14 protein-coding genes are annotated in these 12,853 nt (G+C 66.6%); 4 read left to right on the forward strand and 10 right to left on the reverse strand.

Annotated elements, in window-relative coordinates:
- Positions 1 to 57: 57 nt before the first annotated feature.
- From MJ797_RS00295 to MJ797_RS00310, 4 genes are all read right to left on the reverse strand, one after another.
- The gene (locus MJ797_RS00295; RefSeq protein ID WP_239329008.1) at positions 58 to 465 is read right to left on the reverse strand and encodes a type II toxin-antitoxin system VapC family toxin; all 408 of its coding nucleotides are present in this window, start codon (positions 463 to 465) and stop codon (positions 58 to 60) included.
- Entirely contained in the window at positions 456 to 725 is a 270-nt protein-coding gene (locus MJ797_RS00300; RefSeq protein ID WP_239307827.1) for a hypothetical protein, read from the reverse strand. Before MJ797_RS00300 ends, MJ797_RS00295 begins: the two co-directional genes overlap by 10 nt.
- A 234-nt stretch (positions 726 to 959) precedes the next feature.
- Positions 960 to 2,228, reverse strand: coding sequence for a hypothetical protein (locus MJ797_RS00305; protein ID WP_239329019.1), 1,269 nt, complete (start codon positions 2,226 to 2,228; stop codon positions 960 to 962).
- Positions 2,228 to 2,710 (reverse strand): hypothetical protein, encoded by a 483-nt coding sequence (locus tag MJ797_RS00310; protein WP_239329029.1) that lies wholly within the window; start codon positions 2,708 to 2,710, stop codon positions 2,228 to 2,230. Before MJ797_RS00310 ends, MJ797_RS00305 begins: the two co-directional genes overlap by 1 nt.
- 422 nt (positions 2,711 to 3,132) lie before the next feature.
- Here MJ797_RS00310 and MJ797_RS00315 point away from each other — a divergent pair, with 422 nt between their 5' ends.
- The 3 genes from MJ797_RS00315 (at position 3,133) to MJ797_RS00325 (ending at position 4,358) form a co-directional block, all read left to right on the forward strand.
- Positions 3,133 to 3,354 carry a type II toxin-antitoxin system HicB family antitoxin gene (locus MJ797_RS00315; protein WP_239329031.1) on the forward strand — a complete coding sequence of 74 codons (222 nt, stop codon included), beginning with the start codon at positions 3,133 to 3,135 and terminating at the stop codon, positions 3,352 to 3,354.
- On the forward strand, positions 3,351 to 3,578 hold the full coding sequence (locus MJ797_RS00320; protein ID WP_255738058.1) for a type II toxin-antitoxin system HicA family toxin: 228 nt from the start codon (positions 3,351 to 3,353) through the stop codon (positions 3,576 to 3,578). Before MJ797_RS00315 ends, MJ797_RS00320 begins: the two co-directional genes overlap by 4 nt.
- 168 nt (positions 3,579 to 3,746) lie before the next feature.
- Entirely contained in the window at positions 3,747 to 4,358 is a 612-nt protein-coding gene (locus tag MJ797_RS00325; protein ID WP_374581064.1) for an HhH-GPD-type base excision DNA repair protein, read from the forward strand.
- Positions 4,359 to 4,475: 117 nt separating this feature from the next.
- Here MJ797_RS00325 and MJ797_RS00330 read toward each other — a convergent pair whose 3' ends face one another.
- From MJ797_RS00330 to MJ797_RS00355, 6 genes are all read right to left on the reverse strand, one after another.
- Entirely contained in the window at positions 4,476 to 5,408 is a 933-nt protein-coding gene (locus MJ797_RS00330; RefSeq protein WP_308128264.1) for an SAM-dependent methyltransferase, read from the reverse strand.
- Positions 5,409 to 5,699: 291 nt separating this feature from the next.
- Positions 5,700 to 7,832: a SpoIIE family protein phosphatase gene (locus MJ797_RS00335; RefSeq protein WP_239329086.1), complete on the reverse strand. Its 2,133-nt coding sequence runs from the start codon at positions 7,830 to 7,832 to the stop codon at positions 5,700 to 5,702.
- A 247-nt stretch (positions 7,833 to 8,079) separates the two neighbouring features.
- Positions 8,080 to 9,135: a M56 family metallopeptidase gene (locus MJ797_RS00340; protein WP_239329096.1), complete on the reverse strand. Its 1,056-nt coding sequence runs from the start codon at positions 9,133 to 9,135 to the stop codon at positions 8,080 to 8,082.
- The gene (locus MJ797_RS00345) at positions 9,132 to 9,566 is read right to left on the reverse strand and encodes a BlaI/MecI/CopY family transcriptional regulator (RefSeq protein ID WP_239329132.1); all 435 of its coding nucleotides are present in this window, start codon (positions 9,564 to 9,566) and stop codon (positions 9,132 to 9,134) included. The genes MJ797_RS00340 and MJ797_RS00345 overlap by 4 nt, the downstream gene beginning before the upstream one ends.
- Positions 9,567 to 9,658: 92 nt before the next feature.
- A complete protein-coding gene (locus MJ797_RS00350; RefSeq protein WP_239329159.1) occupies positions 9,659 to 11,119 on the reverse strand; it encodes a PH domain-containing protein in 1,461 nt (486 codons plus the stop codon).
- The gene (locus tag MJ797_RS00355; protein WP_239329184.1) at positions 11,116 to 11,589 is read right to left on the reverse strand and encodes a PH domain-containing protein; all 474 of its coding nucleotides are present in this window, start codon (positions 11,587 to 11,589) and stop codon (positions 11,116 to 11,118) included. Before MJ797_RS00355 ends, MJ797_RS00350 begins: the two co-directional genes overlap by 4 nt.
- Positions 11,590 to 12,001: 412 nt before the next feature.
- Here MJ797_RS00355 and MJ797_RS00360 point away from each other — a divergent pair, with 412 nt between their 5' ends.
- Positions 12,002 to 12,847: a CPBP family intramembrane glutamic endopeptidase gene (locus MJ797_RS00360; RefSeq protein WP_239329195.1), complete on the forward strand. Its 846-nt coding sequence runs from the start codon at positions 12,002 to 12,004 to the stop codon at positions 12,845 to 12,847.
- The last annotated feature ends 6 nt before the right edge of the window (positions 12,848 to 12,853 follow it).

Below are 12,853 nucleotides of genomic sequence, written 5' to 3' on the forward strand. Positions count from 1 at the left end.
CGGCGAGTTCGCGGCAGTCCGTGTGTACCGAGGCTGTCCGAGCCCGATCGCCAACCGCTATGTGATTAGTTCTATGGCGCAGCGTGGGCCAGTCGCGGCAATGTATTTGGCGTCACAGGTGAGAAGGACGGCGTCGATCTGTTCGGCCAGTGCGACGTAACCGGCGTCGTATGCGGTCATGTTTTCTCGAAGTTCCCAGACGCGTTGGGCGGTCGGCCCGCCGAGCAGTTCGCGACGGATCGGTAGGCGGATCAGGTTGGCGACGAGATTCGGGGCGTGCTCGGCTAGGCGGCTCGTACGTCTGGCCAGGCCGCGGAGCGCCGAGATGACCTCGATGTCCAGATGGGCGGGGGCGTAAGAGGCGTCGCCGCTGGCCATACGATCCCTCGCGGCCTTGCGCCGTGGGCTGTCATCCCCGGCGAGTAGATCGACGATCACGGACGCGTCAACGACGATCAGCCCCACCGTGCCTCCTGCGCATCACGGACTGCGCGTACGGCGGCGACCGCGTCGTCCGTGGTAAGCCCTACCGAGGCGCGAGCGCTGTCGATGTCGGCGAGTACCTCGTCCATGGTCGGGGTAGTCGCCTCGCGGCTGAGTACGTCGAGCACGTAGGCGTTCAGCGACTGCCGGCGCGCTTTCGCCCGTGCGGTCAGAGTGGCACGTACTCGAGCTGGGAGCGCCCGGATGGTGAGGTTGGTCGTGATCTCTTCGGCAGTAGTCATGACGTCATTCTAACGTCGAAGTCGCGTCTCGGCGACGTCAGCTGTCGATCAGGTGAACAGCATGTGTCGCGCCACCAGCGACGCTGCCGTCGCGATGGCGCGGGACAAACAAGGAACGGATGACGGGCGCCGGGTTGTGCCGGTGGGGTGCCTGCCTAGAGGGTTTCAGCGTGGGCCCAGGGCAGATCTGTGCGGTGGGTGGCCAGGGCGGGCGCCTGGCCACCCACGGGATCGTCACGATCCGAAGCAGGCCGCTGCGCCCCCGGCCGCGAGGATGGTCACCGAACACCACGTAGTGCGCGGATAGTAGGCCTTCATAACGACCGCAGCCGTGGCCGCTCTGTCATCGGAAGGAACGTTCTGGACTGATTCGGCGAACTCGGCGCCGAGCAGATTACGGAACAGCAGAAGGTGCTGGGAGGTCGGGCTGGCGCTGGAGAGCGGTACGAAGGTGACGCCCGGAATGCTGTCGATCGCCGACCGCTGCGCCTCAGTGCCGACCGCGAAGGTGTAGTAGCCGGAGGAATCGAGACTGGTCGCGTCGTCCGCGCGGCAGCCATAGTCGATACTGCCGTCGGGTAGCGTGTTGACGACGACAGGCAGCGGCGGCTTGGCCAGGTTGTCGCACAGCGACCAGTAGCGGATATCGGCGTCGGCGGCCGGCCACGGAGCCGGATCGTCACCCGCCGGTGTTCGGGGGGCCTTGCCGTGCACGACGAGCACCGAGCCGTCGGCTGGCGGCGTCACGCTTGCCGACAGGTAGGCGTTGTCCAGATTCGGGAAAAGGCCGCCGGTGCCCGAGGCGCCGCGCGCGAACTGAGGACTCGCCGCGCTGGCTGTGACGGTTGGCTGGGACGCGACCATATCGGGCCCGGAGTCGGCCGCGGTGCTGGCGCCGCATACCGGCGGCGTGTTCGAGACATCGTCCTGGGTGAAGGTAAGGGTTGGCAGATGGACGTCGGCCGCATTCCCACCGGCCGGAAGGTAGACGCGATAGATGAGGTAGCCGGTCGCGCCCGACGTGGTTTCCGCCGGCGCCAGCGGTAGCGTGTTGCTTTCACCTGCCACCACGTCCTGGGTCAGCGTGACGGTGAAGTTGCCGCCCGGTGCCGCGGTCTGTTGCCACGGATTCACGCTGCCAGCGTCCGGGGCGGTCAGGAAATCGGGGAGCCCGGAGCTGACCCCGTTGGTCGTGAACGGGGCGCGGTTGGAGCTGTACACGGTCAGGGAGGTGTAGCGGGCGTCGGCGTAGGAGCCCGCGACCGTGATCTTAAGACCGTCCTCGACCGTGAACGGCGTCGTCCAGTACACGGCGTCGCTGTCCGGGAGCGCCACGTTGGCAGTAGAGGGCGTTGTCTCCAGCCGCCAGGCGCATGACGGTGTCGACGCCGAAGCCGCGGCGAGGGCCGGCGTGTCGACGGCGAGAGTCGTCGGCGCGGCCAGCATGGCCACGGCAAGCGCCGCTGCGGCGTGGAACCGGCGGCGCTTCCTGCTCCTCGCCACTACGAGCACGTCCAGGCAAGCGAGCCGTCGATGGCCGTCCCCGCGGGGGTCGTCAGGTCGACGGTGGATACGCCGCCAGTCGCGCTGATGCTGGTGGGTACGGCGCCGGCGGGCAGAGTGACGTTGCTGCCATCGGGTTGCGTGAGCTGGAGTGTGAGGACACCGGTGTAGCTGCCGGGGCCGCGGTAGCCGGTCGCGAGGACGTTGAACGAGAGGGTGTAGCCGTCGATGGTGGCGGTACTCGCCGAGGCCGTGTACGTGAGCCGCCCGGCTGAGCAGTCGACCGTGGCGGCCGCCGTCCCGCTGAGGCTGACGGGCTCGGTGATCGAGAGCGTGACCGATCCGTCGCCGGTTTCGGGCGTTGCGGCGCTCGCGGCGCTCGCGGTGGTCGCGAGGCCCGCGGTGACCGCGAGGCTGGCGGCGGCCACGCCAGCCACTCGGACGGCCCGGCCGGGGGATCTCCGGATGCGGTGCTTACCCATGGCGTCTGCTCCTCAGCTCTCGGACCTGCGGCCGTATCCTCACCGGCTGGTGTGTGAGTTCGCCGTCCAGAACGTTCGAGTTCTATGAGCAAGTAAGAGCGTCCGAGGATAGGACTGTCCGGCTCGCGGCTCGCGGCGTCCCGCCCGGCCGCGTTGTCGTCAGTCGGCGCCCAGCACCAGGGCGCCTTCCTCCGCCGCCTTGCCGGACCGGGCGCGGATGAGCCGCTCACTGATCGAACGCCCCATCCTCGGACGCTCTTATTGGCATGGTGCTGGACCAGTAAATCGGACAAACAAGGAACGGATCGCGACGCGGCTCTCGATAAGTATGGAATCGATGACGGAACGTGGGTGCGGTCTGGGTGGCCTGCCGCTGGTAGGTACGCGCGCGATACGCGCCTGACAGGGCTACCATGATCTCCATGGAGCGAGCTGTCCGGCTGACCGCGATCGTCACCCACGAAGGCGACTGGTACGTGGCGCGGGCCCTTGAGGTCGAGGTGGCAAGTCAGGGCCCAAGCGTGGAGGAGTCGCTGGCGAACCTGCGCGAGGCACTGGAGCTGTACTTCGAGGATGAGCCGGTTCCGACGGTCTCCGTTGACGGGCCGATCGTCGCGCCCGTCGACGTCCGCTTGTCAGCGTGACACCCGCGTTCCCCAGAGTCTCAGGTCCGGAGGCTGTCCGGGCATTGCGTCGTGCGGGCTTTGACGAGGTGAGCACAAGAGGCTCGCACTGCAAGCTCCGGCACAAGGCTGCGGCCCGTACCGTGATCGTGCCGCTGCACCGTGAACTGGCGACGGGTACCCTCGCCTCGATCCTTCGCCAGGCCGGTATGGACGCCGAGGAGCTGCGAACTCTGCTCAGCTGAGCGGGGCCGTGGTCAGCCAGCCGATGCTGGGCGTCAGGCCGCACAGCAGTGAGCCCAGCCCAAAAAGGTGGCGAGGCCGGTCGGCACGACCGCGGTGCACCGCCCGGACGCCGACGGTCGGGTGGGACGGGACGCGGCGGCGTCGACTGTGCAGCGACCGGACCAGCGATGCGACGGCTGCCCCGGTCCGGCTACGGTGATGTCGTGGGACTGCATCTGAGTCAGATCGCCGAGGCGGACGAGCTGCTGACGAACGATCCGCTCGCGTTGCTGATCGGGATGGTGCTGGACCAACAGATTCCTCTTGAGCGGGCGTTCGCGGCTCCCTGCGAGCTGGCCCGACGGCTTGGTCGTTCCCTGAACGCGGCGGATCTCGCCAGGGCCGACCCAGACGAACTCGGCGCGGCCTTCTCCCAGCAGCCGGCGCTGCATCGGTTCCCCGGTTCGATGGCCAAGCGGGTGCAGAGCATGTGTCAGCTCATCGTCGACACCTACGACGGCAACGCGGCCCGCGTGTGGACGACCGCGGCCGACGGCAAGGAGCTACTGAGGCGGGTGGCGGCACTGCCGGGTTTCGGTACGCAGAAAGCCAAGATTTTTGTGGCGCTTCTTGGCAAGCAGCTTGGCGTGACGCCGCCAGGCTGGCGGGAGGTGTCCGCGCCGTTCGGGGATGACGGATCGTACCTTTCGATCGCCGACATCATCGACACGGTCACCCGTGACAAGGTTCGTGCCTACAAGAAGGCGATGAAGGCCGCGGCCAAGGCACAGGCGGTCTGAACTCCAGATCAAGACCAATCCTCCGGGCAGCTGCACTCCCGCGCCGACAGGGCAGGGCCGGGACCCCTTGCCTGTTCAACTTGTTGGGACCAGTGAACCTGGTGGAGCGCGGAGGTTCTACGCCGGCTTTGGTGGATGTGAAGAATCGAACGGACGGGCCGGCCGGACGATGGCGCGAGTCAGGTTTGACAGGCTGTACGGGTGCAGGGAATCGTTGCGCTGCCACAGCCCGGTGTCCACCGCTTGACGTTGCCCGACCTGCTCGACGACGTCGAAGCCATGGGTTTCCAGAATCCGCGCCATTGCATCCGGGCTTAAGAAGGTCAACCATGGTTCCCCGTGGGAGGCGGATGCGGGGGCAACGGCGTCGACATAGCCCTGGCCGGCAGCGTCGCGTAGGTTCGCCGGCAGCATGTGCTCTACGACGATTTCTGTGCCGGTCGCGAGACCACCGACCAGCGCCATCGTCTGATCGACGACCTCGATTGGGAGGTACATGGCCACCCCGAGGCAGCTCACAAAGGCCGGGCGGCCCAGATCGAGGCTGGCTGCCTCCAGCGCCTCGAGCAACCGGCCGGTGCGCAGGTCAAACGGAACGAAAGAGACGGTGTCCGGTATGGAAATATCCGCCTTGGCAAGGGCACGCCGCTTCCAGTCCTGACTGAGCGGGTGGTCGATCTCGAATACTCGCAGCCGCTTCCCAAATGTTGAGCGATAAGCAAAGGAGTCCAGGCCGGCGCCCAGAATCACGTACTGGCCGACGCCGCGACGGACGGCGTTTGTCAGACAATCTTCCACGAAGCGAGCTCTGGTCAACACGGTTACCCTGGCGCCGGCCAGTACCAGGTGGGAGCCATGCAACTGGTGGTAGGAGATGAGTTCCGCCGCGTGTTCTCCTAGGAGCGGAGCCGCCAGCGGGTCGGAGAAGATAGTCGGGTCTTTGTCAACTAGGAGATGGGCGGCGCGCGCGGCAGCGGCGGTCAGCGCCGTCCGGCTGGGATATCCGATGTCCACGCGAGTGAAGTTACATGCCGGCCGCAAGGCTACCACAAAATGGAATTTTTTTCAATTATGCAACGGGGTGTGTCGACCCGTGGAGCGGCAGTTCGGTGTCACCCCGCCCAGCCGGCGGGAGACCTGTGCTCCGTTCGGTGAGGAGGGCGGCCTGCGTTCCGTCGCCGGCATCGTCAGCCCGAGACCCGCATCCAGGTCCGTGACTTCAGGTGGTGCTGGATGCGGCGCATTTCTGTGCGTAGCCGGCCGCACTCTGCCACGCGGTAGATGAGCATGTGCGGGGCGGGCGGCCGGATTCTTGACGAGTTGCCGTCCAGCTGCACCCGGTCAGTCGTTTTCAGTCGGCGCAGGGAGATCGAGCTGGAACCAGACGGTCTTACCGGTCCGGGTGGGCCTGGCGCCCCAGCGGGTGGCCAGTTCGGCGACGAGCTGCAGGCCGCGTCCGCCCTCGTCGTCGACGGTGGGATGCAGCAGGCGGGGGACCCGGGTGTCTTCGTCGGAGACCTCGACATAGAGGGCGTGCTGGCCGCGCCGTAGGATCAGTTGACTCGGGGCGCTCGCATACCGGATCGCGTTGGTGACCAATTCGCTGACCAGCAGTTCGACGGTGAAGGCAGCGCCTATGATTCCCCAGCGGCTGAGGGCGCTCAGGACGGCTTCGCGCGCGGCCTTGGCTGCCTGGGGACGCGGGGCGATCGCGGTGGTGGCGGTGGTAGCGGTGGTGGTGGCACGGACGAGTAGCAGCGCGACGTCATCGTCGTAGCCTTCGCCCCGGTCGATGAGGCTGAGCATCCGGTCGGCGGTCCTGCCGAGATCATGCGCCTGTTTCTGTTCGGCGTCACGATTGATGGAGCTGAACATGAGCTCGATTCGTCGACAGCCTTCGTCGATGCCGACGGTGGGGGACTCGACCAGGCCGTCGGTGAAGAGCGCAAGTGTGGTTTCGGCTGCGAACACGTGCCGTGTTTCGGTGTACGTCTGTTCCCCCAGCCCGAGGCCGAGGATCGGATCGCCGTGGCCTTCGAGGCGGCGGACCTTTCCGTCCGGACAGGTGAGGACGGGATCCAGATGGCCCGCGTTGGCAATGCAGATAGTGCCGGTAGCAGGCTCGAAAATCGCATAGATACAGCTGATGAGCGTTTGATCGGGGCCGCTGCCGAGGTTCTGGACGAGGTCGTCGAGGTGGGTGAGGATGTCGGCCGCGGGCAGGTCGAGAGCGGCGAAGGCGCGGACGGCGGAACGGACCTGCCCCATGACGGCCGCGGCCGTGAGGCCCCGGCCCATGACATCACCGATGACCAGCGCGGCCCTGCCCGCAGACAGCGGGATGATGTCGAACCAGTCGCCACCAACTTCAGTACCGGCCGTCCCAGGTTCGTAACGCCAGGCGATATCCAGACCTTCGACAGCAGGGGTTTCGTGCGGCAGCAGGCCGCGTTGCAAAGCGATGGCGGCGGCGCGCTGGCTGGCGTAGGCCCGGGCGTTGGCCACCGCACTGGAGATCCTGCTTCCCAGTTCAGCCGCGGTCTGCACGTCCCAGTCGGTATAACGACGCCGGGACGAGCCGATGCCGAAGTAGACGACCCCGAAGAACTGCCGGCCCACCAGCAGCGGGACCACGATCGCCATGTCGATTGCGATCTGTTTGAAGAAGTCGTGCGGTTCGGGTATTTGGACGCTGCGTATTATTCGTTCTGTTATGTTGAAAAGCACTGGTCGACGCGTGGCGAATGCTCGATGAGCGGGATTATCCTGATCAAGATAGACCAGAGTTCCCACGGTATTGATCGGATTTGGTGAGGCGGAGCGCGGCGTGTTGGCGTGCCTGGCGCCGCGTAGCGCCAGCCTGTCCGGGTGGGTGCCGGTGTCGAGCGTTTCGTCGGCCAGGAGGACCTCGCAGTTGTCGGCGAATTCGGGGACTGCGAGGTCGACGATCGCCGCCAGCGTGTCCGGTAGTTTCAGGGACGCGCCGACCAGCCCGCTGGCTCGGCCCAGCAGGCGAAGCCGCTGTTCCACGGCCTCGCGATCGGCTTCCGCCTGTCGTTGTTCGGTGATGTCGATCACTGCCACGCCGACCGCCGTCGTGGCGCCGCGCCGATCGTGGATCGGATAGTGAGAAACGCTCCATATGTGGCGGTGCGGCCAGCTTGCTGGAGTGCGTCCGGCGATTTCGACATCGAGGATAGGCTTCCCGGTGTCCAGCACCCGCCGGATCACGTCCCATGCCTGAGGGTCCACATCGGGAAGCAGCTCCGAGATCGTCTTGTCTCCGATGTCCGCCATGGACAGACCGTTGAGGGTGCGTATGGTCTTGTTCATGTGACGTATTCGTAGCTCTGTGTCGACAATCAGTAGGCCAATTGGAGCTAGGTCAGTCAGTAGCGCGGCCAGCTCAAGGCTTTCCAGCTCGTCCGATCTTGCTGGTTCACGACGATCCGGGATACCTGTGCGTCGGACCATCAGCGCGTGTGAGCCGAAGAGAAACGAGACGTATCCATGTTGTCACCTTGTGGCCGAGACCGAATACGCCTGGCGTGAACAAATCCATCGTGGTGAGTGACGCGACGAGTTGAAAAGATCAAGAAAGCCGCCCTTCCACCGGTCAGGCATGTGGTTGGCGATGCCCGCTGCCAGCCACGACCAAACGCGGGGGCGAATCGAAATGCGAGGACCAATGCGAGGACCAATGCGAGGGCGGGGCACGCGCTCAGACGGTCACCAGGACGAACACGGGGAACGCACTGACGGCGGCGGCCGTCAGATAGATCGTCGCATGCGCCCACAGTGGCGTCCGGGGCGATGGATCCAGCAGGCGCGAGATGCGGGCGACCAACGGAGTGTCGATCGGCGACCGGGCGCTCTCGGCCACCGGAGCGTTCGTGTCCCCGTTGTCTATCGTGCCGCTGCTGTGGCTGGCACGCGCCGGCCACAGCGTCCGGCATCGTTCAGACAGCTGGTGCTGGGGCACACCGCTGATCGCGACCGCGCCCGCCGGCACCGGGGAGCGGGCGACGCCGAGCCTGGCCAGTGCGCGCGCGAGCGTCTGCCCGCTGGTACGCCGGGCAGCGGCGTCGTCGGCGAGCATCTCGACCAACAGAGACACCGCGGCGGTTGCCTCACGGGCTGGTGACAGAAAGGGGAACGTTTCCTGCCAGGCCACGAAAGGCTGGATGACGAGATCGTGGCGGCTCCGAGCATGAGCTTCCTCGTGCACGAGGACGGCTTCCAGCTCGTCCGCGGCGAGTGCGGTGAGCAGCCCTTTGGAGACGACTACCCGGGTGTGACGCACACCGGGCAGACAGTATGCGACCGCGACCGGATGGTCCAGAACGCGGAGCCGACTACGTCGACAGGCCTGTTCACTGTGGTCGTGACCGGCGAGGTCGACCAGATGGCGGTGACGGCGCCGTTGCCGCAGGGTCCGGGATGTGCATAGGGCGAGTACGCCGAACAGGCGGGCGGCAAGCGCGGATGCCACCGCGAGACCGATCAGGTTGATCCAGCCGAGCCCGGCCAGAGGCTCACCGGCCGCCAGATGGCTGGCATGATCGCGGACACTCACCGGCATGTTCGTCGACAGCGGCGCGAAGGTGAAAGCGATCACCGCTAGCAGCGCGGAGACTCCGCCCGCAAGTCCGACGGCCTGCCACAGCACGATCGCCGACCGCGGGCAGCGGGACGGCCAACGGGCCGCCGCGAGCAGCCGCGGAACCGGCCACGCAAGGGCGCACGCGAACAGGGTGAGAACGGCCGCGGTCGTCATAGCGGGTGAACAGTACCTCTGTCGGCAGGAGGTGGTTCGTCCTGTGGACGCAGTGTGTCCGATCCGTCGTCCTCGGCGCCCGTCGGCCGGGTCAGCGCCCGGCGAAGGATCTCGGCTTCGGCCGGGGACACCGAACCGACGAAGCGGACCAGCGCCGAGCCGCGATCATCGGTGGTGTCGAGGACCGCCAGCATGGCCTCGGCGACAACGGCGTCCCTGCTGCTCGACGCCCGGTAGCGGTGCGCGCGCTCGGCGCGCTCCCGCTGGACGAAACCCTTGCGCTCGAGGCGTTCCAGCACCGTGAGGACGGTGGTGTAGGCAAGGTCGCGTTCGTGGTCGAGGCGGGTCGCTACCTCACGCGCGGTCAGCCAACCGTCTGTATCCCACAGTACGTCCATGACTGACCGCTCAAGGTCACCCAGACGCGCCATGGGTCCACTCTACGACGCGCCAAGAGATGACGTGACCTGATCCATAGATCTCGCGAAGCTGGCCCACGGCCCGACAGAAGCGGCTATGAGGATCACTGGCCATGAAACGGCTGCGGTAGCCGTGACGTGTGGCGGGCCGCTCGGCAGCGGCCGGGAATGACAGCCAACTGATGGTCGGCTTCTTCGACGTCACGATCGGTAAGTTCCGCCTGGATGCGTCGACCGGCGGTATCGAGATGGATCGTGGCCAGGCCGAACATCCGCTGTAGTGGTCCCTGGACCCGGCGGATGCTCTGGACTTTTTCCAACGGGACCCATCGTGTGACCCGGCGTACCCGACCGTTGGTCGTTACGATGCAGGTCTTGCTGTCTCCCCAGGCGAGGTAGCGATAGCGCAGTGGAGCCTTCCACCGGGCGCGGGCCGGGGCGCGCCGATCGGCGGTGGGCGCCGTGGGAATGAGCTGGGACAGTAAGAACGCGGCTTGGCCATGGTCCCCGACCGGCAGCACAGCCCGCAGCTGGCGTCCCTCGGGCCTGTTCTCGTTCCTGACCCGCCGGCCCGCCACCTCGACCTCGAGGCGGCACCAGCGCAATGGTCGCCACAGGAGCGGTTCGACCAGCTGGACCGCTTGGACACGGCCGAACGGGATCGTCTCCGTGGCGGTCTGGATCGCGCCCGAGCGTAGATGGAGGCCGTCGGCGGCGACGGAGACGGTGAGCTCGAAGCCGCCGTTGAAACGCCGCCAAGCTGCGGTGAGCATCCCGATCAGGAGACCCACGGCACCCCCCAGAGCGCCGACGGCCGCCGGGATCGCTGTCGCGACCGCGGCGAAGACGACGGTCGCGCCTATCGTGACGACTCCCTGGCCGCTCAGCAGTATGGAGGTGATCAGCCGCCGGGTGGACAGCGCCACCAGCAGCTGTTCCGGGGGCGGCGGTGAATCCTCGGCGACCCCGTGCGCGAGGGCCAGCAGGCGTGCCCGCAGGATCTCCGCGTCCGCCTTGCGTAGACAGGCCAGCCGGCCGGTGGAGCCACCGGATGCCGCCATCCGCAGGTGGAGTTCGGCGAGGCCTAACATCCGCGCCAGCCCGGATTCCACCAGGTCGATCGCCTGGATCTGGGATAGCGGGTACCGCTGCGAGCTGCGGCGCAGCAACCCTGTCTCGATTCGCAGCGTGCCGTTGTCAACCTGCCACCGGGTGACCAGCCACGAGATCACCCCGATGATGACGACCACGGCGACAACCGCGAGATCCCAGTAGCGTCCTTGCCCGCCGCTGTCCTGTTGGTGGGTTACGGCGCCGGACAGCAGGAGAGTCGCCACCACCACGAGGTGGCGACCGGCCCGTACCAGCGGTGACAGAGGGTGCAGACGGCGCCATCCGCCGGCAAGTCCCGCGATGGGTTGGCCGTCGCTCCGCTCACCGGCCTGTTCACCGGCCTGTTCACCGGCCGGTCCGGCCGTCGCGGACGCTTCTGCCCTGGACGGCCCCGCCGCCGACCGTTGTATCGCCGTTGCGTCCATGGCGGAGTGCTCGTCGGCGCTGTTCACAGCCCGGCTGCTTTGGCTTCGCCCAGAGCGGCCAGCGCGTCACGAAGCCGGGCCGCCTCGGCCGCGAGGAGTCCCGGGATTCTGGCGTCACTCGCTGCGGCAGCGGTGTGCATGCGTACGGTAGCGAGCCCGAACATGCGCTCAACGGGCCCAGCGGTGACGTCGACGAACTGCATCCTGCCGTAGGGAATCACGGAAAGTCTGCGAATCATGACACCCCGTCGAACGAGGAGGTCGTCCTCGCGTTCGGCATAGGCCCAGGCCCTGATCCGGTGATGGAGAAGCCGTTCCCAGGCCAGCGCCACCGCGGCGATCACCAGAGCGAGTAGTCCGCCGAGTCCCGCTGAGCCCATGAATGCGCCCAGCAGGCCGACGGTCGTGATCGTCGGAGCGGCGATGAGAGCCAGCTGGATCCGGCGCATGACCAGCAGGCGCGTTGACGGGGCTGTCCAGTCCTGGGCGTCGTTCATGTGATCCGTTCGCTGGGGCTGTCAGCCCGTTGCCGTGGGATATCCGCTTCGCGGTCAGCGGCTCGGAGCCGTGGGCACGGTGCTGGGGTAAGCGTGACAGAACAGGATGTCATCTGCTGTTTTGTCCCATCTTCGTGCTGCGGTGCCCGCTCGGTACGCACTTCCCGGGTGCATACGATACATATATTTTACGCAATGTAGAAATTTTATAGAGTAAAAAAGATCTTTTTTGCATTTTAAGATCATGGTTTGTTGTGATTAGGATGATTTTATCCTGTGCTGGTGTTGTTGTCCGGAGTCCTCGCGGGCCCGGAGCCCTCGGCTGGTGACGCCCGCTGTCAGGATCTGGGCGGGCAGCATGCGGAGCCGGCCGTCAGGACGTGCGGTTCGCCTGGACGGCTACGGTCGCCAGATGGGTGTGCGTGGGGATGAGCGGACCGCGGTACCGATCGAGGCCGACCGGTCAGCCGCTGGCGCCGGTGGCCTGGGCGGGATCGGCCGGCCGTTGTCCCGGCGGCTGCTCGTAGCCGAGGTGTGGCTCGTCCTCGGTGTCTCGCTGGGAGCCTCCGCGCTGTGGGCCGCCGTCCGTTACATCGGTGACCTGACCGCGCCTGTGCCGCTTCGTCGGCAGGTTGCCGAGCTGAACTCGTCGGCGGCTCCGGGACGTCCGTGGCTCGATCTCGCATTGCAACTGGTCGGTATCGCAACCGCGCTGGTACCCGCGCTGTTGGCGCTGAACCTGCTCGCGCGTGACGGCGGCGGCCCGTCCGCCATCGGGCTTGACTGTCGCCGGCCCGGCCGCGACGTCGGCTTCGGGGCCGGGCTCGCCGCCATGGTCGGCGGTACCGGGCTCGGGCTGTACCTGCTCGCCTGGCACTCGGGCGTGAACCTGACCGTGGTCCCCACAAGCCTGCCGGCTGTGTGGTGGCGCGTCCCCGTCCTGCTGGCGTCGGCGGTGGAGAACGCGCTGCTCGAGGAGGTCGTTGTGGTCGGCTACCTGTTGACCCGATTGCGCCGGTTTGGCTGGAACGACCGGACAGCGCTCGCCACGAGCGCTGTCCTGCGTGGCTCATACCATCTGTATCAGGGTTTCGGTGGTTTTGTCTCTAATTTGCTCATGGGCCTGCTTTTCGGTCGGATCTATCAACGTCACGGGCGGATCGGTCCACTTGTCGTAGCTCATTCCCTGATCGATTCAGTTGCTTTTGTCGGTTATGTGATTTTGGTCGGCAAGGTGTCCTGGCTCCCCCAGCCGTGATCTTGT

This window comes from Protofrankia sp. CiP3 (assembly GCF_917627345.1).
Classification (GTDB): domain Bacteria; phylum Actinomycetota; class Actinomycetes; order Frankiales; family Frankiaceae; genus Protofrankia.